Origin of the sequence: Corynebacterium qintianiae (assembly GCF_011038645.2) — a bacterium.
Taxonomy (GTDB): domain Bacteria; phylum Actinomycetota; class Actinomycetes; order Mycobacteriales; family Mycobacteriaceae; genus Corynebacterium; species Corynebacterium qintianiae.
In genome coordinates, this window is sequence record NZ_CP064955.1 from 178,642 (window position 1) to 204,340 (window position 25,699).

Genomic DNA, 25,699 nt, shown 5'->3' on the forward strand with positions numbered 1-25,699 from the left:
TTACCTAGCTGCGGTGGAAAAGTTGTGCGTACACGCGGGTCAGCAACGAGTGGGGGAGAAGACGGTACGCGGTGCGCGCAACCAAGTTAAACCGCGCCCGCCACGGTCCGATCAGCCCGTAGGACACCAGCCGTGACTGCATCTCGCGCTCCGCGGCGAACATCTCCGGCCCTGTGCGGCGTGCAAACTGCGCCGGGCTGACCCGGAAGTAGGTCAGCGGCTCAGGCAGGTTGTGCAGTTTCTTCCCTCCTGCGAGCAACCGCGCCCACAGGTCGTAATCCTCCATGAAGTGGACGCCTTTGTAACCGCCGACCTCTTTGATATCAGCGGTGCGCAGCATCACCGATGGGTGGTTGAGCGGGGAGTTAATCAGCGCGTACTTCGCAATATCTTCGTGTGTTTCCGGCAGAGCCCGAATCGCGCCTGCATCCAAGTCCGCGGCGGAATCAGCGAACTCGCGCACGGCGGTTCCCAGCGCCGCGATCTCCGTGTGGGAGGTCATGAAATCGAGCTGTTTGCTCACCCTGGTGGGGTGAGCGATGTCATCAGTATCGAGCCGCATCACGTACTTGCTGGTGATGGTTTCCAGACCGGCTTGGAGGGCCGGTCCGAGGCCTCCGTTCTTGGCGATCTCAACCACGCGCACGGGGTAATCCGCCGCAAAACCTTCAACGCATTGGGAGACCTCTGGCGAGACGGGTCCGTCGTAAACCACCACGATCTCATCGACCGGGCGGGTCTGCCGGGCGAGTGAATCAAGGGCCTCACGGACCTCGACAGCTGGAGTGTTCCGGTAAGCGGACATGAGTGCGGAAACCGTTTTCACGTGTGTGATTCTAGTCCCGCGCGGCCTCGATGAGGTATTGCCCGTAGCCCGACTTCAGAGCGGCCTTGCCAAGCGAGGCGAGCTCGGCCGACGAGATGAGGCCCTCCCGGTAGGCGGCGACCTCGGGAGAACCGATGACGGTGCCGGTGCGTTTCTGAATGACCTCGACGTACGCGCTGGCCTCGCTCATGGAGTCGATGGTGCCGGTGTCCAACCACACGTCGCCGCGGTGCAGGCGGTGCACCCTAAGTGCCCCGCGGCGCAGGTACTCCTCGTTGACGGAGGTGATCTCGAGCTCGCCGCGCTCGCTGGGCGAGATTGTTTTGGCGATGTCAACCACGTCGTTGTCGTAGAAGTACAGCCCAACCACCGCGTAGGGCGACTTCGGCTCCGCAGGTTTCTCCTCGATAGACGTCGCGGTGCCGTGCTCGTCGAAGGCGACGACGCCGTAGCGCTGGGGGTCGGAGACCTCGTAGGCGAAGATCGCCCCGCCCTCGACGTCGCGGATTTCACCCAGAATCTCGGTCAGACCCGCGCCCTCGAAAATGTTGTCACCGAGCACGAGCGCGACGGAGTCACCGCCGATGAAGTCCTCGCCGATGATGAACGCCTGGGCCAGGCCCTCGGGTTTCGGCTGCACGGCGTAGTCGATCATCACGCCCCAGTCTGAGCCGGTGCCGAGCAGGCGTCGAAAAGCGTCCGCGTCCTCGGGGGTGGTGATGACGAGGATCTCGCGGACACCCGCGCTGATGAGCGTGCTCAGCGGGTAGTAGATCATCGGCTTGTCGTAGATCGGCATGAGCTGCTTCGAGATGCCCTTGGTGATCGGGTAGAGGCGCGTGCCCGACCCGCCCGCGAGGATGATGCCTTTCATGAAAACCCACCTTAGACGGGCCCTCTTTAATAAGGTGGGGGAAACAAAAGTTCGCGAAAGGGCCAAAGATGCAGGGAACGAGACATTATGCCGTCGTGACAGGCGCCGCGTCCGGCATCGGGCGCGAGGTCGCCCTCCAGCTCGCCGACGTGGGGTGGCGGCTCGCCGTCAGCGACATTAACACCGCGGGGCTCGAGGCCACAGCGCGCGAAGTAGAGGCGCGGGGAGCGGAGCTTGTCGACGCCACCGTGGTCGACGTTTCCGACCCGGACGCCGTTGACGCGTGGGCGTACCGGCTGGCGGAAGCCTATGGCGCGGCCCACACCGTCCACCACGTCGGCGGAATCTCGATCTGGGGCCGCGTGGACACCATGCCGTTGGAGAAGTGGCGCAGTTTGATCGAGATAAACCTGATGGGCACCGTCCACATGGTCCGCGCGTTTGTCCCCGCGATGATGCAGGCCGGGCCCGTGCCGAAAGCGCAGCGCCGGAAGGTGGGCCCGCGGCGTCTCGTGTGCGTCTCCAGCTCAGCCGGGATCATCGGGCTGCCATGGCACGCGGCGTACTCGGCGTCGAAGGGCGGTGTGTTGGCGATGTGTGAGGTGCTGCGCTTCGACCTCGCCCCCTACGGCATCAAGGTCCACGCCGTCGCGCCGGGGGCGGTGGACACCGGGTTGGTGCACACCATCGACATCGACGGTGTCGACCAGGCCAACCCGCGCGTGCGCAAGGCCCGCGAGCTGTTTCAGGGCCACGCCATCCCGCCCGCCAGGTGCGCGGAAATCATCCTGAAAGGCGTGCGCAAGAACAAGTACCTGATCACCACAGGCGGGGACATTGCCCTGGCCCGCTGGGCCCAGGTCAACGCCCCATCGCTCTACCGCGGGGCGATGGGCGGGATTAACAGGGCGTTTCGCTGGGTGGCGAAAGACGCGATGCTCTAAGCGCTAGCGGGGTTCGTCGAGTGGGACGTCGAGCACGTCCATGATCGTGGCCAACCCGTCGTAATTGGTCACGAGCAAAAGCAGCGCGGTGATCTCGCCGTCGTTTAGGTGAGAGTTCAGGCTCGTCCATACCCCGTCTGTGATCTGGCGGTGGTGGACCAGGTCATCGACGGCGTCGAGAACAGCACCCGTGCGCCCGGTGAAGCCGTGCACGGGTTCCTGCACGGCGGCGATGTCCGCATCGGTGAGTCCGAAGCGCTTGCCCATCACTTTGTGGTGCTCGAGCTCGTAATCCGCGTCGCGCAGCGTGGCCACGCGCAGAATGACCAGCTCCGACTCCTTGCGCGGCAGCATCCCGAACGGCATGAGGGAACCCGAATAGAGCAGCCACGGCAGGAAGTTGCGGCGCGCCCGGCCGATGGCGCCGAAGAGATTGAGCGTCTTTGTGCCTTGCACGCGGCCCCCGATGTGGTTGGCTATGCGCGCCAGCATGGCAATGTCCCGGCCGCGGCCGGGGCCCGGACGGGCGGAGTGGTATTCTATAGTTTTCACGGTAAAACAAGTTGAGCTGTCGCGCGCCCAAAAACCGCAGGAACTCTGCAGCGGCAGAGCCGTGCCACTGTGTTACTGCGCCGTCTCAGCGGAGCGCGAGATAAATTGCCAGCGCCGCGCGCCAGTTCCGCGGGGCGAACCCGGCTGTCTTGATTTTGTCCAAGGACAGCGTCGACTCGGCCGGCCGCGGCGCCTCGGGCCCGTTGAGCTCGGCGTATTGCGCGGTGGTCACGGGCGTGACATCTGACGGGTCAGCACCCATGCCGATGAACACGCTCATGGCAATCTCATCGCGCCCTACCGCGTCGCCGTCGGAGGTGATGTTGTAAATCCCGTATTCGGCGCCCGTGGCCAGAAGGTGGGCAATGCCCTTGGCCAAGTCCTCGGCGTAGGTGGGGCGGCCGCGCTGGTCGGAGACGACGCTGGGGGATATGCCCTTGGCCGCCAGCCGGGCCATGGTGTCCATGAAGTTCGCGCCGTCGCCGAACACCCAGGACGTGCGGATGACGTAGTGCTTGTGCGCGACCTGCGCGGCCGTCTCGCCCGCCGCCTTGGATGCACCGTAGGCGCTTAAGGGTGACGGCAATTCCTCTTCACTGTGAACCGCCACCGAGCCGTCGAAGATGTAGTCACTGGAGACATGCACCAGGGTTAGAGAGTGCTCGTTAGCAATGCGCGCCAACACCGCCAACGCCTCGGCGTTAACGGCCCACGCGCCCGCGCGATCCTGCTCGGCACCGTTGACGTCGTTGTAGGCGGCGCAGTTGATGATGGCGTGGTACTCGTTCCAATCCCGCGCAGGAGGGGCGGTGATGTCGAACTCGGCCCGGGTGCAGAATTCCGCCTCGCGCTCCGAGTAGACCTTGCGCAAGGCCCGGCCGAGCTGCCCGTTCGCGCCGGTGACAAGGATTTTCCGCGGCGGCACGGTGCGGGCGTCGGCAAGCGGTGGGTGCTTTTGGTCCGCCTCGGAGAGCTCGGTGGGCTCGAGCGGCCAGTCGATTTCACCGTAGGAGCAGTAGGCGTACGCGCCGTTCGGGTTGTAGCGGGCGTTGACCAGGTAGGTGTAGGTTGTGGCGTCCTCAAGCGCCTGGAAGCCGTTGGCCACCCCGCGCGGGACGAACACCGCGGTGTCGGGGCCAATCTCGATTCCGAACTTCTCCCCGAAAGTCGCAGAGCCCTCGCGCAGGTCCACCCAGGCGGCAAAGACGCGCCCGGTGGCTACCGAGACCCACTTGTCCCAGGGCTCGGCGTGCATGCCGCGGGTAGCGCCGCGCCGGGCGTTGAAGGAGATGTTGTTTTGTACCGGGCGCAGACGCTGGCCGGACCAGTTTTCCTTGAACCAGCCGCGGTTGTCCGCGTGGAGGGTGAGCGGGTGGATCTCCAGGCCGTCGATGGGGGTGGGGGTCATGGGTGTCAAGTGTAGGACCAGTAGCGGGCGGGGCCACCGGATTGCTGCCCAAAGTACTCACCGCAGGACCACTCAGCGGCTGCATCAAGGCGGTCGAGGCACCAGACCTCCCGCGATTCGTGCCGCCACCTCGGCCACCACACGGTGCTAATTGTGATCGCGATGCCAATGAGCAAGACAATGAACCCGACAATGGTCCTATTGTCCGTTTTGCGCATACCGCTTCTCGACGTCCCCCTTCACGCCCCGCCACCAATCCTCGTGCTCGGAGTACCACGCGATGGTTCGCTCCAGCCCGGTGCGCAGGTCCGGGGCGTGCCGGGGATGCCACCACGCCTGAAAGTGTGGCTGCGTGGAACGGCCGTTTCCAGGTGTTCCAACGCGACGCCTCCATCTACTGGCACCCGAACGTCGATGGCGGCACCGCCCACCAGGTGGGCGGTCGCATCCGTGACAAATGGGGTGATCTCGGGTGGGAAAACGCTGCCCTGGGCTACCCCGTAACCGATGAGTTGCAAACCCCGGACGGTGTGGGCCGGTTCAACCACTTCCAGGGCGGGTCGGTTTACTGGTCGCCGAACACTGACGCGCACCAAATCTGGGCCGGGATCCGGGATAAGTGGGCGGCGCAAGGATGGGAGACCGGCCCGTTGGGCTATCCCACCACTGATGAGCGCACCACCCCGGACGGGAAGGGCAAGTACAACCATTTCGAAGGCGGGTCGATCTACTACTCGCCTGCAGGTGGGGTGCGCACCGTCAGCGGGAAGATTCGTGACTTTTGGGCCAAAGCCGGCTGGGAGAAAAGCTCCTTCGGGTTCCCGTCGTCGGATGCCTACACCGCCGGCGGCGGGATAAAACAAAACTTCATCGGTGGTGCCATCCAAGCATTCGAACCCACCGGTGTAGCCCTGGAAAAGTTCGACAACAAGGCCTACTCCAGCTATCGGCAGGTCTACCCCCTTTTCGCGAAAGAAGACCTTCCTCGCTGGCATGCCGCGGGCGCACACCGCGAACTGATTCAGAACATGGATAAGTACTTCCCGTTGACCGGGTGCCCGAAAGAAATCACCCCTGGTGCGGTAAGCACTCTCACCGGTGTCGGGGGGCGCAGCGGAAAAGTCACCGTCGACCGTATCTCGGATACCGGCTTCACCTTAAAAACAGCCGCCGACCACCCCGAGGGCGCTGGCCGCCTGCTGACCATCCGCTTCGATGAGGTCACCGCCCCACCGGCGGATGAGAAGAACCTCGTCTTCGACACCGCCGACGTTAAGACCCGCTACACCGGGTCGAATAAAACCTGGATCCGCCTGATCGTCGAATCCTCCGGACCCACCCAGACCACCCAGGTGCAAGGACCGTTTAGCTCCGAGCACATCGGCACGCAAATCTGGGGGCCATTCGCAAGCACACTGCGCACCACGCTGGATAAATCCACCACCACCTACGTCCCGCTGACCCCCTAACCCCGCACACACAACCATCTCACCCCTCCGGTTCCGACCGCCCACCCCTTTTACCCGCCGAGACGAAAGACACCCGCCATCATGCACACTCTCCTGCCCCGCCTGGCGCGTACTGTTGTCGCCGTAACAGCAGCTGTTATGACCACCGCCGCGTTGAGCGCCCCGGCAGTTGCACAAACCACCGTGGAGACCATCGCCGGTGACGGTGGGTTAACCCAGCAAGCCTGCGGGACGCAACCGCAACAAATCCGCGTCGACTCGTCATCCGTGCAAGGCATGTCCGCCTGCTTTGGGCTCACAACACCCACGGGGTGGGTCGCGGTCAACATCACCGGCTCCTACGGCGTGGTCAACAACCTCACCGTCCCCGTTGCCGTGGCTTTCAAACTGCCCGACGGCGCCGTTTACTTCCAACAGATCATCCAACCTGGACAGGTTAAGAGTGTTGACGTTGACCGCCGTGGGTCAACCATCGTCGAGCTGCAAGTCACCCCCGTGGCAACCTCCACCGGCACATCCACCGCCACGTTGACACCGGCAGCCGATAAATCCAACGTCATCACCCTGCGCAGCGCAGGGCAACTCAACCCCGGGCGTGTGCTGCGCATCAGCTGGGCAGGAGTGGTGTTAAGCGCACTGGATCGCAATAGTGGGTTCAACGACCGACTGGATGCTTCCTTTGCTGTTGTTCCTGCTCTCGACGGCACACAATGCGTCTCCTTAGAGTCCGCCGCCTACCCGGGAGTCTTTCTGACAATGAGCACCACAGGAGCGGTGCAAACAGCAACCAACCCCGCCCCAAAATCTGCGACCTGGTGTGCCAGCGAGGCAACAACGACACCCACCGGGGTGCATCTGGCTAACGCCTCAAACCAAACCCGCCTCCTTGCCGCCGCAACCGGTGGAAAAGTCACCACCAGCACCACACGCAGCATCGACACTGTGTGGTTTAGCGACCAAGCACTCGCACTGCCCGGAAAGTAGGACACCCCATGGCATCCACCCGTTACCAGAGGTTATGCCGCGCCACTATGCGCGTCATCGCCGCTGTCACATCAATCGCGATGTGCCTCTCACTCTCCAACGCCGACGCTATCGCCCAAACCGATCACCAGCGGATGACAGATGAGCGCCTCAATGCGGTGGATGCCCGGGTATTTGCCGTCGGAATGCTCGACACAAACCTGGTGTCATCGCGGGATGCGGCCGCAGCCGCACTGACAGGGTCGCAGAAGGAATTCTCCGATTACGTCGACACAGGCAGGGTCGAGGCCCAAAAACAGGACTTGCGCCACATCCTGACCACCATCTCCGCGGTCAGCGGGCCGACGGTCCAAAAAGAAGTCGCCGCCCTCCTCGACTCCAACGACTCGGCCGCCATGTCGGAGTTCATCGACTCCGGCTGGCAAAACGCCCAGGCCCAGGATGACCGCGCCAGCGCGTGGGAGGCAGCACAAGCACCTGACGGGTCCACCTCGAAAAGTGCCGCCGATGAAGTCCTGCAGCAAAACAACCCAGACGCCTTCTCCGAGTTCGCTGCCACCGGGGCCGAGACAGCACGCGCACATGACCGTCGGCGCGAAGTGTATGAACTGACCAACTCCCCGCTTCCCAGCGTCGCAGCTGGGGCGTCGGAGGCCATCCAGGTGGGAACCGACACCGCCATCGAAGAATTCCTGCGCTACGGGCAATTCGTGGCCGCATCGCAGGACTCCGAGAAGATGGAGATCTCCCAACTCGTCGAGACGGCCATCAACGAAGCATCCGCGGCGAGCACCGCCAATAAACTGGCCTGGCAGCAGGCAGATCAGGCGGCCCGGGCCGCTGAAAGCGCCAGGCGAGCCGCCGAAATCTCACGCGATGAAGCTTTCGCCGCCGACGCCGCCCAAACCAGGGCAGGCAATGCCGCCTCGGCCGCCGCCGATCTTGCGCAACAATCCGCCCACGTCGCAGACCAGGCAGTAGCAGCCTCCCAGGAGGCACGTATCGCTCTGCAGCAAACCGCCGACGCACTCTCCCGCGCAGCATCGGCAGCAGGCCGTGCCCGCGCCGCCGCAAGCGCGGCCCAAACCGCGGCCGCCAACGCCGCAGGAGATGCCTCCGCGGCCCGAGGTGCCCGCATCGCAGCAGAACAAGCCCGCGATGCGGCAGCGCGAGCCCGCGACTCCGCCGAAGCACACGTATACGCTTCCCAATCAGCAGGCCATGCCCGCGCCGCCGGTCAGGCGGCCAGCTCCGCCGCCGCGAACGCCGACGCCGCCGCATCTGCTGCCGCTGATGCCGCCAACGCGGCAGGAGTCAGCGAAGCAGCCGCCGCCGAAGCCCGTGAAGGCGCCGCACGTGCACGTGCCGCCGCCGCACGCGCACGTGCGGCGGCAAACGAAGTCGACCGGCTCGTCCACGAAATCGAAGGACTTGTCGAACAAGCCAGGCAAGCGGCAATAGAAGCCGCCGAACACGCGGAAAGGTCTGCAGAAGCTGCCGACCGCGCCGCCCAGGAAGCGGAAAACTCCGCCGCCCACTCCCGTAATGCGGGCGAATACGCCGCAGAAGCACAGCGTGCGGCCGAAGCCGCCAACGGCGCCATCGACTTGGCGGAGTCGGCCCATGAACTTGCCGTCAAGATTGATAATCAGCGCCACCAGGCCGAAAAGGAGTTCCTCCGCACCCAGGCGGAAGACGCGCGCACCGTCCAGGACGCAGCCGATCAGGTTGCCGCCGATGAGAAACGCCGCCGTGAGGAGCTTGAAAAAGACCTCGCCCCGCTGGAGGGCAGTGGCGCGCCGAACAGCTCCTTGGACGTAGACGCCATCAAGAAAGCCACTGTCGCGGCTGCCCAGGTCGGCACACCCGCTGTGGTCGGTGCGGCGAAAACCGCTCTGACAGGCGGAACGGATGATGATTTCCGCGTCTTCGCCACCAGTGGATATCCCACAGCTGTCGACCTGGATAACCAAGCGCTTCTCCGGCAATGGTGGGCAACCGACCCCAACGAGGACGTGCGCTTCGAATCCGGCGTGTATGCCAACGCGGCACCGGAAGTCATCGACTGGTTCATCAACGACGAAGTCAAAACCCTGCGTCTTCCCGATCTCATCGACACAACTTGGAAGCTGCGCGAGACCCAGGGGGACAACACCCAGGCAGCAGCCGACGCCGCGCTGCGCGACGGCGGATATGACGCCCTCAACGATTTCGTCAACGGCGGCGGGTACGACAAGGCCCGCTACAGCGACCAGCTCCAACAGGCGTATCACCTGGTGGAAACTGGTGGCCCGGAGGTCAAAGCCGCCGCTGAAGCCGCCATTATCGGGGACCGGAAGACCCTCGACGAGTTCATCACCATCGAGCAGTACCGCCGCGCCAGCCTCGATGCGAACCGGGAAGCGCACAACGACCACATCGATTCGATGCTGGCGGCGGGACGAAACATAGCAAACCTTGCCGGAGAACTTGCCTCCAATGCGCAGGCAGCCTACGAATACTCCCGGGGATCAGCCCAAAAAGCACGTCAATACGCTGATGCCGCAGCCGAATACGCCGGATTCGCCCAACAGGCCTCCCAACGAGCCCAGGAATTCGCCGCCTCCGCCCAACAGTCACTCGACTTCGCCAAGCAACAGCAGGCAAGAGCACATCAAGCCGCCGCCTCCGCGGAAGCCGACGCCTCCGAAGCAACCGCGAACGCCGACCAGGCCACCAGCTACGCGATCGACGCCCGCGCCTCAGCCAACGCGGCAGCTGACTCCGCCATATCCGCCCGCGCCTCCGCCGCAGCCGCAGGACAAGACGCGGCACTTGCCGCCCAAGCAGCAGACGACGCATTCCGCATCGCGGTGGAAAAAGAACTCGCCGAGCAAGCCGAGCTTCAAGCCGGTCTGGATGCACAGGCAGCAGACGGGGCCGACCCGGAAAAACCAGCCGCGCTTCTCGACATCATCAAAGAACGCATCGGGCCGGCAGCCCTCAACCTTCTCCTCGACCTTGTCGGAATCACCGACCTGGAAAACTGCTTCAAGGGGCAAATCTCCGGGTGCCTATGGACATTGGTCGGAGTGATTCCAGCAGGAAAAATCGCCAAAGCAGCCCCCATCGTGCGCCGACTCATCTCCAAATCAGACGAAATCGTCGACGCACTACACTCCCGAAAAGCCCTCAAAGACCGCCAACTCGACGAAATCCACAACCTACCAGCGTGCGGCGTAAACCCAGTGCTGTACTCCACGGATATCACTTATCGCCCCGCCCGGTTCACGCATGTTGGCCCCCATACTCATTTATTCCAGTTCGTCAGCAACCGATGCATTGTCAAGTCGATAGCTGACCAACCATTCCGTGGCAGTAGCTACTACCGATTAAATGCCACCCATGTCTCAGGTATCCAGCTACAGCGGCATCACCTAATTGCAAACGAAGTGATTAGGAGTAATCGCGATATCGCAAACACGTTGGGAAGCCGAGGACTCAATCCCAGCAATGCGCCAGCTATTCAAATGACGCCGGCCGATCACCGCCTTACGGAGAGCTGGGGAAGCTCTAAAGAGGCCCAAGACTACCGCGATCTACAAACGGAATTGTTCCGAAAGGGAGATACCAATCAGATCTTCCAAATGGAATATGATTTCTTAACGCGCCCGGATTTTGGGGGACGCTACGATGAAGCTCTTGATGAAACCATCAAATATGCGTTAGAACAAGGTTTCATCACTAAGTCACCTTCCCCGCGTGTTAACACGAATAGACCGGTCTAGGAGCTGTCCATGGACTTCACGTTTACACCCCCAGCACCATTAGTATTCGGTAAAAGCCCCGAGTACTACGAAGCGCGGGTCGCTGATCCATTCCGCCGCAACTTGCTCACAATGGAAACATTGCGAGGGAAAGTCGACTTTGGGGGAGATTCACGCTCCCTGAAAATGATCTTTGTCGACGGTCAAGCGACTGAGTTTGAGATCATGATGCTTGAAAAGGGAGACACCTTCCTGGGCCTGCAGCTTCCGATGCGAGCCACCAAATTCCAGAATGAGCTGAAAAAACAAAATATTCCCACGAAGAAGGAGGGCGGCGCTGTCGTCTTACCCGATCATGACGTGAAGTTCTACATTTTTGAAGGTGAAATAGCGACCATCCGATGGGGCACTGACGAGCCGATATCACCTATCACAGACCAGCCCGAGGAAGCCGGAAAACCATGAACTTCACCACTGAGTTCCCCCTCCCCTTTATCCTCGGTGGCACCGTCGAGGAAAACATCGCCCTCCTCGACGACTACTTCTTCAACGAGAAGGGATCCGGCACCGACCTGGAGGGTTTCCTCGTCCTCGACGGAACCGGTGATGACGACGAGAACATGTGGAAAATCGTCTCCATCATCGAGGAAGACACATGCGTCACCGCGCGCGTGGACTTCAACAACTCCAACATCACCTTCCTCGGTGTACCCATCGGGCCCGACAACAGCCTGTCCGTCGAGAAAACAGCCGAAGCCCTCAAAGCTCAAGGCCTAACGGTTATCACCCAGGAATACGACCTGATCCTGCCCGAGCACTTCATCACGATCGAGCCATATGACTGGATTTGTTACTGGGACAAAACTTACTGGTCGCAGGACGAATTCCTAGAAGAAACCGTCGACCCATAAGTGATCAAATCCCTCACAGTGGGTTTCGGAGGGCGCTTTAAAATGCCGCTTCACCGGCGCTTCAAAAGTGGGAAACGAGCCAACTCCTAACAGAGGTACTTGTACAGGGTGGTCCTCCCGACCCCGAGCCGGCGAGCCACCTCAGCCTTGGGCACACCATCAGCTACCCACCCCCGGGCCTGGGCAACCTGCGCGTCGGTGAGTACCTTCGCCCGGCCCTTGTAGACCCCGCGTGCCTTGGCGCGGGCGATCCCCTCAGCCTGGCGCTCCTTGATAATGGAGCGCTCAAACTCGGCCACACTGCCCATAAGACCCAGCATGAGTTTGGCGATCGGGTCAGCCTTCGCCGAATACGTCTGCCCCTCGCGCAAAAACCTCACCGAAACACCGCGGCCCACCAGGTCCTCGACGATCGTGTGCAGGTTGTTAGCGACGGTCGAATTGTAGCCCAGTTGCGACGGTTGAAAAGTAGCCCATTTTCGTGTGTTTCTTATTCTGCCTGACGTTCAGCGGTGATCGACGGTAGGACACTTTCTCGGCCGGCGATTCGGTAGCTGGTGCCTGTGTGCGTGAAGATTTCCGCGTGATGGACGATGCGATCAATCATCGCGGCGGCGACGGTGACGTCACCGAAGCATTCGCCCCAGCGGGAAAACGGCAGGTTCGACGTCATGATCAACGAGCCGCGCTCATATCGGTTGGACACTAGCTGGAAGAACAGGTTCGCTGCTTCTGCCTCGATCGGGACGTAGCCCACCTCGTCGATGATGAGCAGGTGGTAGCGGTTGAGTTTGGTCAACAATGTTGTCAGCCCGCCTGTGCTGTGGGCTTGGGTCAGGCGGGTGATCCATCCGGCGGCGGTGTCGAAAGCGACCCGGTAGCCTTGCCGGGCTGCGATGACCGCTAACCCAGTTGCCAGGTGCGTTTTGCCGGTGCCCGGCGGGCCGAGGAAGATGACGTTTGCGGCCTCGGTGATCCATCCGCCGGTTTCCAACCGGGCGATACGGGCCCGGTCGAGTGCGGGCTGGGTGGAAAAGTCGAACTCGTCAATCGTTTTAATCTGGGGAAAGCCCGCCCTTTTTATCCGGCCTGCGGCGCCGGATTCCGCCCGGGCCGACGCTTCGACCGACAGCACCGCTGCCAAGTATTCCTCGTAGGTCCACGACGCTTGGCGTGCCTTCTCGGCGATGGTCGCATAGTCTGATCCGATTCGCGGGGCCTTCAGCGCCCTGGCCAGATACGCCAGTTCGGAGTCGATTGTGGTGTGTTGTGGACGGGTCATGACTCTACCTCCAGTTCGGTCAGCCGGTCGTAAATGTTCAGGTCTGCCTGTTCGACCTCGAGCTCCTGCGGCGAAACAGGTGGCGTGGCCAGTTGGCGGCGCATCTGCTTCGCAGTGGCGGCGTGCATCGGGTCAGTGATTGTCTGATGTGTGCCCCACACCCGTTCGTGGCGGGCGACGATCGTCCCGTCCGGGGCGCGCACGACCACCTGCTCCAAGCCAGCGTGGACGGTGACAATTCGGTTGATCATTCGCGGATCCACTGAATAGTGGTTGGCGTCGACGGCGACGTAGTAGTTACGTGGCAGCCGCACCTGTCGTAGCACATCGATCTGCGGGGGATACGGCGGCAAAGCGGCCATGTGCGCCTTGTCGGCTGTCCAAGCCACCGCCGGAATTTTCCTTGTGGTCGCGTGGATACGCTGGTTAGCCACCTCAGTAATCCACTCGTCGAGCTGGCGTTGGGCATCTGCTGGGCACGTGAAATCGCGGCCGGGGAAAAACGAGGACTTCAGATACCCGTTGGCCCGCTCCACCACGCCTTTAGTTTCCGGATCACGAGGTGGAGCCTGCTGAATCCTGGTGCCCAAAATGCCAGCAAAAGACAGCACCGGCTGGGTGAGCGCCTTTTGCCCAATTCCAGTCTCTCGGTCCCACAACAACTGCTCAGGTACGGCCTGAAACGATGTCGACAACAATGCCCACATCCCTGCAACAAGATCTGCGGTCGTGCGTGTCGGCAGCACACGCGCGGCCATGAACCTCAAATACGACGCCACCATCACCAGCACCGGAAACGCCACTTTCTGCCCGGTCCCGTCGGGAATCCCGCCAGCGGGGAAAGTCAGATCACACTGGATTTGCTCACCAGGGCGGTGAATCAGCGTGTCCACCGGGTCCGCCTGCTGGTAGTCGGGGCGGATGCGGCGCACATTATCGCGAAACCATGTGATCGACCCACACCACCCCACACGCTGCGCGATCACAGTGGCAGGCAACGTCGGGGTCTGCTCCAGCAGGGCACGCACCCGCGATTCAAACGGGGTGAAGCTGTTTTCGGTGCTTGCACGCTTCTTGTACACAGGCGGCGCATCTGAGGCCAACGCCCTTTCCACCGTCTTTTTCGAGCAGCCAACTTCGGCCGCGATTTTCCTGATCGACAGGCCCTGCCGACGCAGATACCTGATCTTGGCCCAATCTTCCACGGAAATCACCCATCCAATCTTGTCGGTGGGCTACTTTTCGACCGTCGCAAGTGGGCTACTTTTCAAGCGTCGCTAACAGCAGGTCCACCAGTGAGCGCGCGAGGCGATCCATGCTCGTAACAATGAGCTGATCCCCCTTTCGCAGATACCGCAGCACCTCCTCCAACTGGGGACGGTGCCGGGTCGAGCCGCTGATTTCGGTGCTGTTGCAAAGTTGGGCCAGGGTCGAAAAGCCCAACCTCAAGACATTAGTTGTCCTTGCTCCGGGGTGCTTAAGCTGTCTCGAATATCCGGCTGACGATCACCGCGTCTGGGTTCGGGTGCCCGTAGGCAAACATCGTGCCCTGGCCTTTCCGTAATGAATGCATCGCTTCCATCCCTTTCAACGTCCGGTAGGCGGAAATTCGGTTTTTGAACGCTCCCTTCGGCCCCAGGATTCTTTTCAGTCGGCCATGATCTCCCTCGAGAACGTTGTTCAGGTATTTCACCTGCCGGTGCTCCACCGTCTGAGGGCAGATTCCCTCCGCCTTCAGCTCGGATATTGCCTTGGCCAGAGCTGGTGCCTTGTCGGTGTTGATGACCCGCGGGGACCCGGCTGTCGTATTCGATCGCAGCGTCTTGGCCAGGAAACGCTTGGCCGCCGCGACATTGCGCTTCGGAGAGAGATAAAAGTCCAGGGTCTGCCCACCGGCGGTAATAGCCCGGTAGAGATAGCACCACGTGCCGCCGACCCGAATATAGGTCTCATCCACCCGCCAGGACCGGGCCTGCCAGTCGGGTACCTGCCGGTACCACCGAGTGTGCTTATCCAGCTCAGGGGCGTATTTCTGCACCCAGCGGTAGATCGTGGTGTGATCGACTGGCACACCCCGCTCGGTCATCATTTCCTCCAGATCGCGGTAGCTCACCCCGTAGCGGCAGTACCACCGCACCGCCTACAGGATGATGTCACGGGGGAAATGCCGACCGGAGAAGATGCCCATGGCTCTGATTATTTCACGCCGGTCTTTCTACTGCCCCAACTTTGCAACAGCACCGGTTGTGTTGGGTTCTGCTTGAGAGCGCACGGCTCGTGTGGGGCCCTACGTATTCAGCATAAATTAAAGCAATTGAAAGTAAGAACACATCATTTTGCGCCGAAAAGTGTATTGTTAAGGTAAATACATACCTTGACCGGAAGGGTCGCCGTGGCCAAATCTTTAAGAGCTTTGTCAGCTCTAATTTTCGCTCTTGCGCTGGGTGGGGCCTTTCCCCTCCCTGCATCCGCCGCTCCTCTCACCCCAGCAGAGGTACTCTCGAGTGCTAATACGGATGAAAGTGATCAAAACGATCAGGGTTCACCGGAGAGCGAAGACCTCAACCCGTCCGAACCAGGGTTTGACGACAATACTGTCAGCAACCATGACGGCTCTAATTGGGAACCCACTGCCGACCCTAAGGCCCAGATAACACCCGGCGAAATGCGCTCTGATACGGAAACGATCCCGGGTGGATTCACTAAGGAGCAGGCCGACCAAGCGGAACTGCAAGAAGCCCAAGAACAGTCCCGCCAAAAGGGGAAGGCGTTTTCTCTCGCTGTAGCAGATACCTGCCGCACCTATTGGCCGAGCCCCTACAAAGTATGTGGGGCGATTCGAGAAAAATATGACTCACTAGGTGGACCTAGGAGCTTTCTCACCTGGCCTAAATCAAATGAGCTCGGCGTCCCGGACGGTGTGGGGCGTCGCAATGAATTTGTCAATGGCTTCATCTATTGGCACCCGAATACGGGTGCGCACAGTGTGACCACGCATTTCTCGTTCGCCTGGGCACGTACTGGCTGGGAGCAAGGGCCTCTAGGCTACCCCACCACTGACGAGTTTGGATTGTCAGACGGCATCGGACGCAAACAATCTTTCGAACACGGTCACATCTTCGGATCACTTGCTGGGCTGGGCACCATCCACGGGGCAATCTATGAAAAGTGGCGTCAAGCCGGCGAGGAAAAGGACCACTCGGGTACCCAATTGGCGACGAAAATCCCACCCGCGACGGCATCGGGCGATTCAACGGATTCACCGGGGGAACGATGTACTGGCACCCCCAGCACGGCGCTCATGAAGTAGCGGGAGACATCCTCTTCCAGTGGGGCTACTCCGACTTCGAACACGGTTTTTGGGGATACCCCACCGGAGACCCCGTCAAACAGGAAGATGGCTGGTACAAGCAATCATTCGCCAACGGCCCCCTGTATGGACTGGTCGCACACGGACTCGCCGACTTGTTCGACCCGAACGGTGGGAACGGCCTAGATATTGGCGTTCTCGATAACAACCCAACTCCCTTAAATCGTGTGGGCGCCGCATCTGGCGAAGAGCTCGAAGGAAATGAATACACCAATAAGATCCTCTTTAAGACAAAGGACGCGTGCGGTACAACACGAATTCTCCGCAGAGGATATTGGGACGGGAGCAGTGGATATGGCTGGGACAAGTTATTCCACAAGCACAATGTCCGCAGCATGTACTCGCTGAAATACTACATTGAGCACTCGTGCCCTGATAGACAGGAAGGTGATCGGCCCATTTTTGAGGAAAACGTTTATCGCATGCACTGCGAGAATGGAGTCGACTGTGAACCCACAGGAGAGTGGTTCCGCGCCAGGTTAGTGTATAGCACCCTCAGGGTTAAGGACTCAGAGCATCCGTTAGGGGTCCTCACCTTCTTCCCCATTAACGGTGAGGGAAAACCTGCGGTAGACGGAGGGAGAGCGCCAGATTGGTTCAGCAATGAGTTGCCCTTACTTCTTTAGACGAAAAGGATTCGAATGCGCTTCAGTTTGGAACGGTTCCTGGAATCAATGCAGGAGAAAATGAAAACGTTCCCCGACGAATACGCGGGATATTTCGTTCAACCTGTCGCAGCGTGGATCAGCGACGATTATGTACGAGTTGTTTTTGAATCACAGCGCTCTGACGAGAGGCGACTCTGGGGGTTTAAATCCGACCGCAGAATCCACTCTTCTTCCCAGAGAAACCTTACGGAAGATGAAGTTGCGGACTGGATATATTTCGCTCACATAGCGGGTGATTATCCTGCGCTCTTCAATAAGTCCGATGGTGCACACATCGATTGGCGAAATACCCTCGGAGAAGGGGAGCCCAAGACCCTGGCCGAAGTGGCAGAAATCCCCGGATCAGTTCAAATTCCTTGGAAGCAGACATGAGGTAAGCATCTGCCCCCGCGCGGCGTCAAGGCTGCCCCCCTAACAGCTACGGGCCTGTTTCAGAAAGATACTTGTACAAGGTGGTCCGCCCGATCCCGAGCCGGCGGGCCACCTCAGCCTTGGGCACACCATCAGCCACCCACCCCCGGGCCTGGGCAACCTGCGCGTCGGTGAGGACCTTCGCCCGGCCCTTGTAGACCCCACGCGCCTTCGCACGGGCAATCCCCTCGGCCTGGCGCTCCTTAATGATGGAGCGCTCAAACTCGGCGACACTACCCATAAGACCCAGCATGAGTTTGGCGATTGGGTCAGCCTTCGCCGAATACGTCTGCCCCTCGCGCAGAAACTTCACCGAGACCCCGCGACCCACAAGGTCCTCGACAATCGTGTGCAGGTCCACCAGTGAACGCGCGAGGCGATCCATGCTCGTGACAATGAGCTGATCGCCTTTCCGCAGATACCGCAGCACCTCCTCCAGCTGGGGGCGGTGCCGCGTCGAGCCGCTGACCTTCTCCTTATATATCTGCGACGCCCCCGCCGCACGGAGTCGGTCGAGTTGGCGATCCAGGTTCTGCTCCAGGGAACTCACCCGGGCGTAACCGACTTTCTGCCCCACAACAACGTCCTGATGTTCGTCTAGCTCTAGAGGCAGTGACGGTTCTGTTCCGTTAGGCATAATCTAACCCTACCGAACAGGGAGAAGTTGTAATTCAAAATCGTTCACTTAGGGTGTACTCTCGTCGAAAGCGATGCACTCTCGGGCTACCGTGGTTCCGCAAACCTTACGTGGCCCTAGCTGAAATCAGTCATCTTTCGACTCCTTGAATTCGACGAACTGGTAGATCCCACGGGCGACGCCGTCGAGCCCGTAGAAGATCTCGTCTCGGAACTGGGCGTCGGATAGTTCCAGCGCATTAAGAATGCGGTATTCGCAATGCAGCACGACACGGAAGGTGCCCTCGAAGGGGTGCTCCGTCATAAAGGCGACGGGTCCGTTTCCGCCGCTGTTATACACACTTACCCAGTCGGACGTAAAGGCGTGGGCGGTCGCGTACTCGTCGCCTTGCCCGGCCAAGAAGAACGTGCCAAACGCCAGGTGGTTCGGAGTCTGGGCCACCACAATCTGCAATCCCTTGTAGTCGACGAGATGGTCCCCAGTAGTGAGCGCATTGACTCTGAGGCCGCCGTCAATGCATACCTGGAGAGCTCGCTCAACCGTCACCGGGCCGACAATAGGCTCCGACGGCTGCTGCTCGCGCTTGCGTCCGAAGATCCCCATGGCTAAACCTGCGCGCTCTGTGCGGCTCCGCGCTGTTCTATCTGATCAAGGACCATAAAAGCGGTCTGTAGGTAAGCGTCCAGCATCATGCACAGCTGGTTTTCGCTCAACCCGTGGGCCGCGAAGAAATGCTCATGAACGTCGATCGTTGGCGCTCCCTCCACCAGAACCGGGGAGACTTTCCCCGTGGGGATCCCTTGGTTGAGCGTGTTGACCAGTTCGAGGACTTCGGCTTGGGAGGAGGGAGCGACCGCCTCGTTCCAAATCGTGTGGGCGGTAAGGAAATTCTCATCTAGGTAGAACTGGGCGACCGCGTTGGGAAAGCGTGCTCCCAGCACCCCGTCCTCGTCGGGGCCTGCTGTAACGCCGAGGTTGCTCAGCGCCTTTATCAGGAGTTCTCGCGACAGTGGTGGGAATTCCATCTTCGTCCTTAACGCGTAGTGCCGGTCGCCCGCCGTCGTGCGCAGCATACGTGGTTAGGGAGGCCCCTACTGCCCGCCTTGCGCATACCGCTTCTCCACGCCCTCTTTCGCGCCCCGCCACCAATCTTGGTTTTCGGTGTACCACGCGATGGTGCGTTCTAACCCGGTGCGCAGCTCCGGGGCGTGGTGGGGCTGCCACCCGAGCTCGCGGGTGAGCTTGGTGGCGTCCATGGTGTAGCGCTGGTCGTGGCCGGGGCGATCGGCGACGTGCTCGTACGTGCCGCCCATGATCTCGCAGATCATCTCAACGACCTGCTTGTTGGTCACGTGCTCGCCGCCGACGCCGATGTTGTACGTCTCTCCGATCGTTCCCCGCTCCAAGATGGCGAGCACGGCGTCGTTGTGATCGTCGACGTGGATCCAGTCGCGCACCTGCGCGCCGCTGCCGTAGAGCTTGGCGGGGCGGCCGTCGAGAATGTTCGTGATCTGCCGCGGGATGAACTTCTCTATGTGCTGGTACGGCCCGTAGTTGTTCGAGCAGTTCGAGATCGTCGCCTTGATACCGAAGGAGCGCACCCAGGCGCGCACGAGGTGATCGGAGCCGGCCTTGGTTGCCGAGTACGGGCTCGACGGGTTGTAGGCGGTGGTTTCGGTGAACTTCTCGTCCCCGCCGAGTGGCAGGTCGCCGAACACCTCGTCGGTGGAAATGTGGTGGAATCGGGCGTCGTAACGCCGCACCGCCTCAAGCAGAGTGAACGTGCCTACCACGTTGGTGTGGACGAAGGGGGCAGGGTTAGCAAGCGAGTTGTCGTTGTGGGACTCGGCGGCGAAGTGGACGACGGTGTCGGCGGCGGCAACGAGGGCGTCGACAAGCGGGGCGTCGGTCACCGAGCCGTGGACGAACTCCACCTCACACCCACCCAAGTTGGCGCGGTTGCCGGCGTACGTCAGCGCATCGAGGACGGTGATGTGCACCCCGGGGCGTCGCTCACGCAGCAAACGGACGAAGTTGGTGCCGATGAACCCGGCGCCGCCGGTGACCAGAACGCGTTCCATGGGTCAAAACCCTACCGACGTAGACCTATTGCATGCACCGCGGCTCCGGCAAGTGGGCCTGCGTACAGGGCCGCGCACACCGAGGTGACCACCCCGTAGGGCAGGGCGAAAAGCAGCGCGAACGCGACGACGGTCGCGACCACCCATCCGGCCACGTACACGCCGTGGCGCTCGGTGGAGAGCACGGCCACGCCGGTGATCATCAGCGCGCCCATGAACGCCGAGGCGAAGGTGAGCGCGCCCAGGGTAAACCCCGGGACGAAAAATTCCGGCTCGAAGGCGAAACGAAGCATCACCGGCCCGAGCAACCAGGCGGCGGTGAAGCCAACAGCACCCAAGCCCAGCACGGCGCCGATCGGGGCGACAAGGGCGGTGTGGATTCGCTCGCGCTGCTCCACGAACCGCACCACCAGCGCCGACTGGAAGCGCTGCAGCGGCACGAGCACGGGGGCGCGGGTGAGCAGCACCGCGTTGATGATCGCGGCGACTGCCGTGCCCCCGCCGAAGGGGAAGGCGGCATTGACGGCGACGGGGAAGCCGGTGATCAGCGCCGCGGACGCCCCCGAGGCGACCATCGCGGAGGACACCCGGCGAGAAAACGCCGCGCGATCCACGTCCAGGGCCACGCGGATATTGTCCCTGGCAGCGCGTGAGCCACCAAGAATTACCAACCAGCTCGCTGCGCCGATTACCGTGATGATCGCGAACAACCACAGTGACCACCCCATCGCCCACGCAACGACGGCGAGGACGAGGCGCACGCCGGAGTCGAGCGCGACCATCGCGGCGTACTGGTTCCACAGCCCAGCCCCACTCAAGATCCCGGATAGCGCCGCCTGGAACACGTAGCTGACCAGTCCAAAGGCAATCAACGCGGTGGCGGGGGCGGGTGCCACGGGAACGACCTGGTGCATGAACAGCACGCCGCCGACGGCCGTCGCAACGGCGATCAGCGCGGCAACCAGCGCCCCGACCCGCCACGGGTTAGCGGAACCGCGCGCACCCGATTCCCGGGCGCCGGCGACGGCGCGGGTGGTCTCGTGCGTCAGGCCGTCGATAAGCCCGGTGGAGGCGAAAAACAGAGACCAGTAGGCGGCGAAGTAGCGGTAATCCGTCTCTGCGTTGAGCACGCGCTGGGCCACCCACAGCACGGCGAAGCCGCTGATAGCGGCGAACAGGGTGGCAAGCGAGAGGCTTCTCACGGGCACTCCGGCAGCTCTGCGTGGTTGATCCAGGCATCGAACGCGCCGTCGACGTCCGCGCCGGGCGCGTGGGCCTTGAGCGCGTTCGCGAGGTCGAAGGGCTCGACAATGCCGTGGGCGTTGCGCGCCACGTACTCGCGCACCGCGGCGAAGAAGGCGGCGTCGCCGACGAGGCGTCGTAAAGCGTGCAGCGTGATCGCGCCGCGCTTGTACACGCGGTCGTCGAACATGTCTCGCGGGCCAGGGTCAGCCAGTGTGAAACTCTGCGGGGTGAGCCTGCGGTAGTACCCGCGGACCGTGTGGTCGATCGGTGTGCCCTGGTGGTCCGCCCACAACCACTCGCTGTAGCAGGCGAAGCCTTCGTTGAGCCAGATGTCGCTCCACTGCGCGACACCGAGGGAGTTGCCGAACCACTGGTGAGCGAGCTCGTGGGCGATGAGGCGCTCCTCGCCCCGCAGGTGGTTGAGGCCAAAGATCGACATCCCTTGCGCCTCGAGCGGGATCTCGAGCGCGTCCTCGGTGATCACGACCTCGTAGCGTTCGAAGGGGTAGGGCCCGAATGTGTCCTCGAAGAAGTCCAGCATGGCCTGCTGCTTGTCAAAGTCGCCCGGCTGCGCGCTGTACGGCAGCCACGCGCTGGTGTTGCGGCCCAGCTCCAGGTGCGCGTACTTGCCCACCTGGGCGGTGGCGAGATACGTCGCCATCGGCTTGGCCGTCGGGTTGGTCACCACCGTGTAGTCGCGGTCCGCGCGGATGTTGAACGTGTAGGTCGCCTTCTCGTCCGGCGTGTCGTCGCAGGGGAACCAGGTCGGGGCACCGTTCGGCTGGCTGGCCACGAGCGCGCCGTCGGTAAGCTCCTCCCAGCCCAGCAACCCCCACGTCGTGCGGCGCGGGCGCGGGTTGCCGCCGTAGCTGATAATCAGCTCGAACTCGTCATCTACCGCGACAGGCTCCGCGAACGTGATACGCAGCTTGCCCTGGGACTGCTTGAAGCGGCGCACGCGAATGTCGCTTCCCGTGCGGCTGCGGGCGGTGACGCGGCGCGCGACCATCGACGGCTGCAGGTCGAGTGTCATGTGGTCGAGATCGCGCCAATTGGTCAACGTCAGCGTGGCCGTGCCCTCCAGACGGTTCGGGCCGACCTTGTAATCCAGATTGAGATCGTAATGGCGCACGTGGAACCCGAGGTTGAATTCCACGCCCGTGTAGGCGTCGAAGGTGCCGGGAACGGGGGTGGAGCGCAGCCTGTGGTTCTTCATCGTCGGGTAAGTGTACCCCCGGTGCCGCGGGAACAAGTGCGCCCCACCCTCGCCGAGGACGGCTGGGCGGGGCGCACGGTAGTCGCACGTGGGCGAAAGTTACATACCGAAAGCCGGGGCGATGGTGGAGAACCAGGACTTCTCGATGTCGTCGCGCCAGTACGGCCAGGAGTGGGTGCCGGCGTTGCGGAACTCGTAGGTGGCCGGGATGTCGTCGTGCTCGAGCTTGGCGCGCAGGTCGTGGGAGCACTTGTTGATGGCGGCCTCGATCACGCCGCCCTCGACCTGGAGCTGGGCCGCGCCGACGCTCGCGACAACTTCAGGAGCGCCCTGCCCGACCAGGTAACCCACCTGGTCGGGGCGGCCGGCGAGACCGGTAGCCGTGGAGATGTAGAGCGCAGTGCCGCGCAGCTTGTCAGCGTTGAGAAGCGCATCGTTCCAGCGGTTGTAATCGCCGCCCATCGGGCCCCACATCTGCTCCGGGGTCACCGTCTTGAAGTCGGCGGTGCCGGACGCGCGGTTGACTGTCAGGCGCGCGAAGTTGTACCCGTGCCAAGACGAGGTCGCGGCGCAGCCGGAGAAAGAAGCGGCGGCGTCGTAGAAACCGGGGTTGTGAGTCGGCAGAACCAGAGAGGAGGTGCCGGACATGGAGAAGCCGACGATGGCGCGGCGGTTGTCGGCGCCGAGCGTTTTCTCGATCGGGCCGGGGAGCTCCTTGGTCAGGAACGTCTCCCACTTCTGGGGGCCGTTGATGTAGGGCGACTTGACGTTCTCGTCGACCCAGTCGGTGTAGTAGGTGAACGCGCCCGCCTGCGGGATGACGACGTTGACGCCCTTGCCCTTGTAGAAGTCGCGGGTGGTGTACATCTTCAGCCAGTCGGAATCCTGCTCCGCTCCGCCTGCGCCGTTAAGCAGGTAGATGGTCGGGGCGTTCGCTACCCGCTCACCGGCGGGGTTGGTTGCCGGGATAACGGCGACAGGGATGTCCTTGTCCATCGACGGCGAGTACACCTTGTAGGAGAGGACGTTCTCGTGGTCGACCTGCTTCGTCCACGACTGGGGTTTCCCGCCGGAAACAGTCAGCGGCGGGTTTGTCCGGGCGTCCCACGCCTTGACTTCGCCAACCGGAGTGGAACCTGCGACCTGGGAGGCCGTCACGGTCGCTGCGTCAGCGGAAGGGGCGATCGGCGCTGCGCCGAGGGCGATCGTCAGCGCCGCGGTGGCGGCGAGCACGGAGCGCTTGAGGTTCATGTGGATCCTTACTTAGTGGAGCGTGGGAGTAGTACGTGGGTACATAAGAGGTATCGCTGATAACTTAGCCCACGTTTCACCCAAATTCGAGTGCACGTTGCACAAAGTTGGGGCACAAGCGACAATTATTTATTGCAGTGGCCCCTGTTTCGGGGCCCCGCGTGTAACAATGACAGCGAACTACGCGACTTTTTGAAGTAACTTCTCCAGCTTTCCACCCCGTCAAGAAAAGGAACCGCTCATGAACCCCATCGAACAAATCCAGCTGCAGATCAACGAGGTCCTCGGCCAGCTGATCCACTTCGGATCGTCCGCGTCCTCGAACATTTCGTTGAGCCTGGGCCTCTTCTAGGCTAGCCAGGGACAACAAACCCCGGCACCTGCAGGAGGTGGCCGGGGGATTGGTGGTTATGGGGCCGTCAGGCGGAAAGCCCGAGCGCGGGCTTGATGGTCGTATCCCAAGACTTTTTCAGATCGTCCCTCCAGGAAGGCCAAGAGTGCGTTCCTGTGGGGCGCAGCTCCCAGTGCGCCGGTATGCTTGCGCGATCCAGCTTCGCCCTGAGATCGTGCGTGCAGGCGTTCATGGCGGCCTCGATTGCACCGCCCTCGACCTGGAGTGTCGCTGCGTTCGCGGACGCCGTGCCAGAATTTACGTCCTTCGCTTCGAGGTAACCCGGCATATCGGTCTCCCCGGCTAAACCGGTGCCGGTGGAGACGTAGATGGCGGTGCCGCGCAGTCGCTCGGCGTTGACCAGCGCGTCGTTGTAGCGGTTGTACTCCGAACCCATCGGACCCCACAGGTGCTCCGGCGTGATCGCGGAGGAACCGCGGTTGACAGTCAGCTGCGTGAACCACCACGGCAGCGCGGTCGAGGTCGCGGCGCAGCCGGAGAACGAACCGACGGCGTCGTACTGGCCCTCGTAATGCTGGGCGAGCAGGAGGGCGGAGGTGGCGGACATGGAGAACCCGACCACAGCACGCTTGTCGTTGGCTTGGGCATAGGGCTCGATTGCTTTGGGCAGTTCCTCGCCGAGGAAGGTCGACCACATCTGCTTGCCGTGGTAGTACGAGTTCTGTTCCGGTTCAGACAACCAGTTCACGTAGTACGAGAACGCGCCTTCCATCGGGATGACGACGTTGACGTTCTCATCCTGGAACACCTCGTAAACGGTGCTGCCCGCCTGGGCGATCCAGTCGGTGTTCTGCTCGGAGCCTCCCGCACCGTTGAGAAGGTAGACGGTGGGCGCATTCGGGACAGGGGACTTGCGGAAGGCGATGGGGATGTCGCGCCCCATCGACGGGGAATACACGGCCAGCGGCGTGAACCCGTAAGTGGAAGCGCTCCTAAACCAGGACTGGTCACCCCCGGTGTACGACTTGGGCGCGACGGTCAGCTCCCGCACCGTGCCGGGCACAGCGAGGGTCTTTACAGGCATGTTCGCTTCGCGCTCTCCCTCGGCGGGCTCATCAGTGGTCAACGGCACGGACCGAAGATCCCCAGGGGTGACCATAAGATCTTCCGCCACCACCGCGCCGTTATCGACATCGGCGACATCCTCGAGCACGTCCGAAACGGTTTCTGTCGACGGCGTGTCAACGGGCTTGGAGGGGCCTGTTAAGTCCGTGGGGTCGTCCGGGGCGCTGACGTCGACAAGTGTATCGACGGCCGCGTCAACCGGCTCGGCGGAAATCCTGCTGGCAGCGGGGATGGCGACGGCCGCCGCGGTGGTAACGGCTACCGCGGCGATGGCTAAGCGGGACAGCTTCACGGACGGGCTCACTTTCATTGGTGCGTCTCAGATTCACATGATCTTGCCAGATCTC

General features: G+C 62.0%; 25 protein-coding genes and 1 pseudogene. 9 read left to right on the plus strand and 17 right to left on the minus strand.

Annotated elements, in window-relative coordinates; all coding sequences use genetic code 11:
- Window positions 1-4: 4 nt before the first annotated feature.
- Complete coding sequence (locus tag G7Y29_RS00935) at window positions 5-826, minus strand: glycosyltransferase (RefSeq protein WP_165002828.1); 822 nt, start codon at window positions 824-826, stop codon at window positions 5-7.
- 10 nt (window positions 827-836) lie between these two features.
- The gene (gene rfbA / locus G7Y29_RS00940; RefSeq protein ID WP_165002826.1) at window positions 837-1,700 is read right to left on the minus strand and encodes a glucose-1-phosphate thymidylyltransferase RfbA; all 864 of its coding nucleotides are present in this window, start codon (window positions 1,698-1,700) and stop codon (window positions 837-839) included.
- Window positions 1,701-1,768: 68 nt separating this feature from the next.
- Here rfbA and G7Y29_RS00945 point away from each other — a divergent pair, with 68 nt between their 5' ends.
- Window positions 1,769-2,644, plus strand: coding sequence for an SDR family oxidoreductase (locus tag G7Y29_RS00945; RefSeq protein ID WP_165002824.1), 876 nt, complete (start codon window positions 1,769-1,771; stop codon window positions 2,642-2,644).
- Window positions 2,645-2,647: 3 nt separating this feature from the next.
- Here the strand turns inward: G7Y29_RS00945 and G7Y29_RS00950 are convergent, their stop codons facing one another.
- Window positions 2,648-3,196 carry a carboxymuconolactone decarboxylase family protein gene (locus tag G7Y29_RS00950; protein ID WP_249399767.1) on the minus strand — a complete coding sequence of 183 codons (549 nt, stop codon included), beginning with the start codon at window positions 3,194-3,196 and terminating at the stop codon, window positions 2,648-2,650.
- A gap of 85 nt (window positions 3,197-3,281) precedes the next feature.
- Entirely contained in the window at window positions 3,282-4,604 is a 1,323-nt protein-coding gene (locus G7Y29_RS00955; RefSeq protein ID WP_165002822.1) for a sugar nucleotide-binding protein, read from the minus strand.
- A 344-nt stretch (window positions 4,605-4,948) separates the two neighbouring features.
- Between G7Y29_RS00955 and G7Y29_RS00960 the strand changes: the two genes are divergently transcribed.
- The 5 genes from G7Y29_RS00960 (at window position 4,949) to G7Y29_RS00980 (ending at window position 11,714) form a co-directional block, all read left to right on the plus strand.
- Window positions 4,949-6,073 carry an LGFP repeat-containing protein gene (locus tag G7Y29_RS00960; protein ID WP_249399768.1) on the plus strand — a complete coding sequence of 375 codons (1,125 nt, stop codon included), beginning with the start codon at window positions 4,949-4,951 and terminating at the stop codon, window positions 6,071-6,073.
- Window positions 6,074-6,154: 81 nt separating this feature from the next.
- The gene (locus G7Y29_RS00965) at window positions 6,155-7,057 is read left to right on the plus strand and encodes an AbfB domain-containing protein (protein ID WP_165002820.1); all 903 of its coding nucleotides are present in this window, start codon (window positions 6,155-6,157) and stop codon (window positions 7,055-7,057) included.
- An 8-nt stretch (window positions 7,058-7,065) separates the two neighbouring features.
- Window positions 7,066-10,824, plus strand: coding sequence for an ALF repeat-containing protein (locus tag G7Y29_RS00970; RefSeq protein ID WP_165002818.1), 3,759 nt, complete (start codon window positions 7,066-7,068; stop codon window positions 10,822-10,824).
- A 9-nt stretch (window positions 10,825-10,833) separates the two neighbouring features.
- Window positions 10,834-11,268 carry a hypothetical protein gene (locus tag G7Y29_RS00975; RefSeq protein ID WP_165002816.1) on the plus strand — a complete coding sequence of 145 codons (435 nt, stop codon included), beginning with the start codon at window positions 10,834-10,836 and terminating at the stop codon, window positions 11,266-11,268.
- On the plus strand, window positions 11,265-11,714 hold the full coding sequence (locus G7Y29_RS00980; protein WP_165002814.1) for a hypothetical protein: 450 nt from the start codon (window positions 11,265-11,267) through the stop codon (window positions 11,712-11,714). Before G7Y29_RS00975 ends, G7Y29_RS00980 begins: the two co-directional genes overlap by 4 nt.
- A gap of 86 nt (window positions 11,715-11,800) precedes the next feature.
- On the opposite strand, the gene G7Y29_RS00985 is transcribed toward G7Y29_RS00980, so the two are convergent.
- From G7Y29_RS00985 to G7Y29_RS01005, 5 genes and pseudogenes are all read right to left on the minus strand, one after another.
- On the minus strand, window positions 11,801-12,166 hold the full coding sequence (locus G7Y29_RS00985) for a recombinase family protein (protein ID WP_165003273.1): 366 nt from the start codon (window positions 12,164-12,166) through the stop codon (window positions 11,801-11,803).
- Between the two features lie 38 nt (window positions 12,167-12,204).
- The gene (gene istB, locus G7Y29_RS00990; protein ID WP_196820160.1) at window positions 12,205-12,996 is read right to left on the minus strand and encodes an IS21-like element helper ATPase IstB; all 792 of its coding nucleotides are present in this window, start codon (window positions 12,994-12,996) and stop codon (window positions 12,205-12,207) included.
- Complete coding sequence (istA, locus tag G7Y29_RS00995; RefSeq protein WP_196820189.1) at window positions 12,993-14,201, minus strand: IS21 family transposase; 1,209 nt, start codon at window positions 14,199-14,201, stop codon at window positions 12,993-12,995. Before istA ends, istB begins: the two co-directional genes overlap by 4 nt.
- A 79-nt stretch (window positions 14,202-14,280) precedes the next feature.
- Window positions 14,281-14,397 (minus strand): annotated as a pseudogene (locus tag G7Y29_RS01000) (recombinase family protein); the annotation flags it as partial.
- A 76-nt stretch (window positions 14,398-14,473) separates the two neighbouring features.
- Window positions 14,474-15,133, minus strand: a complete 660-nt coding sequence (locus tag G7Y29_RS01005) for an IS6 family transposase (protein ID WP_235933501.1) — start codon at window positions 15,131-15,133, stop codon at window positions 14,474-14,476.
- A 255-nt stretch (window positions 15,134-15,388) separates the two neighbouring features.
- On the opposite strand from G7Y29_RS01005, the gene G7Y29_RS10755 reads away from it, so the two are divergent.
- The 3 genes from G7Y29_RS10755 to G7Y29_RS01015 are packed head-to-tail and all read left to right on the plus strand — an operon-like array spanning window position 15,389 to window position 17,406.
- Window positions 15,389-16,306, plus strand: a complete 918-nt coding sequence (locus G7Y29_RS10755) for an LGFP repeat-containing protein (protein ID WP_249399770.1) — start codon at window positions 15,389-15,391, stop codon at window positions 16,304-16,306.
- Complete coding sequence (locus G7Y29_RS10760; RefSeq protein WP_249399827.1) at window positions 16,237-16,992, plus strand: LGFP repeat-containing protein; 756 nt, start codon at window positions 16,237-16,239, stop codon at window positions 16,990-16,992. The genes G7Y29_RS10755 and G7Y29_RS10760 overlap by 70 nt, the downstream gene beginning before the upstream one ends.
- 15 nt (window positions 16,993-17,007) lie before the next feature.
- Window positions 17,008-17,406: a hypothetical protein gene (locus tag G7Y29_RS01015; RefSeq protein ID WP_165003304.1), complete on the plus strand. Its 399-nt coding sequence runs from the start codon at window positions 17,008-17,010 to the stop codon at window positions 17,404-17,406.
- 46 nt (window positions 17,407-17,452) lie between these two features.
- Here the strand turns inward: G7Y29_RS01015 and G7Y29_RS01020 are convergent, their stop codons facing one another.
- From G7Y29_RS01020 to G7Y29_RS01055, 8 genes are all read right to left on the minus strand, one after another.
- Window positions 17,453-18,082 (minus strand): recombinase family protein, encoded by a 630-nt coding sequence (locus G7Y29_RS01020; RefSeq protein WP_165003305.1) that lies wholly within the window; start codon window positions 18,080-18,082, stop codon window positions 17,453-17,455.
- Between the two features lie 126 nt (window positions 18,083-18,208).
- On the minus strand, window positions 18,209-18,685 hold the full coding sequence (locus G7Y29_RS01025; RefSeq protein WP_165003306.1) for a hypothetical protein: 477 nt from the start codon (window positions 18,683-18,685) through the stop codon (window positions 18,209-18,211).
- Between the two features lie 2 nt (window positions 18,686-18,687).
- Window positions 18,688-19,155 (minus strand): YbjN domain-containing protein, encoded by a 468-nt coding sequence (locus tag G7Y29_RS01030; RefSeq protein ID WP_165003308.1) that lies wholly within the window; start codon window positions 19,153-19,155, stop codon window positions 18,688-18,690.
- A gap of 18 nt (window positions 19,156-19,173) precedes the next feature.
- Window positions 19,174-20,163, minus strand: coding sequence for a dTDP-glucose 4,6-dehydratase (gene rfbB / locus G7Y29_RS01035; protein WP_165003310.1), 990 nt, complete (start codon window positions 20,161-20,163; stop codon window positions 19,174-19,176).
- Window positions 20,164-20,174: 11 nt separating this feature from the next.
- Window positions 20,175-21,365, minus strand: a complete 1,191-nt coding sequence (locus G7Y29_RS01040) for a hypothetical protein (protein ID WP_165003311.1) — start codon at window positions 21,363-21,365, stop codon at window positions 20,175-20,177.
- Window positions 21,362-22,624 carry a M1 family metallopeptidase gene (locus G7Y29_RS01045; protein ID WP_165003313.1) on the minus strand — a complete coding sequence of 421 codons (1,263 nt, stop codon included), beginning with the start codon at window positions 22,622-22,624 and terminating at the stop codon, window positions 21,362-21,364. The genes G7Y29_RS01040 and G7Y29_RS01045 overlap by 4 nt, the downstream gene beginning before the upstream one ends.
- 99 nt (window positions 22,625-22,723) lie before the next feature.
- Window positions 22,724-23,875 carry an alpha/beta hydrolase gene (locus G7Y29_RS01050; protein WP_165003315.1) on the minus strand — a complete coding sequence of 384 codons (1,152 nt, stop codon included), beginning with the start codon at window positions 23,873-23,875 and terminating at the stop codon, window positions 22,724-22,726.
- A 419-nt stretch (window positions 23,876-24,294) separates the two neighbouring features.
- The gene (locus tag G7Y29_RS01055; RefSeq protein ID WP_249399771.1) at window positions 24,295-25,644 is read right to left on the minus strand and encodes an alpha/beta hydrolase; all 1,350 of its coding nucleotides are present in this window, start codon (window positions 25,642-25,644) and stop codon (window positions 24,295-24,297) included.
- Between the last annotated feature and the right edge of the window lie 55 nt (window positions 25,645-25,699).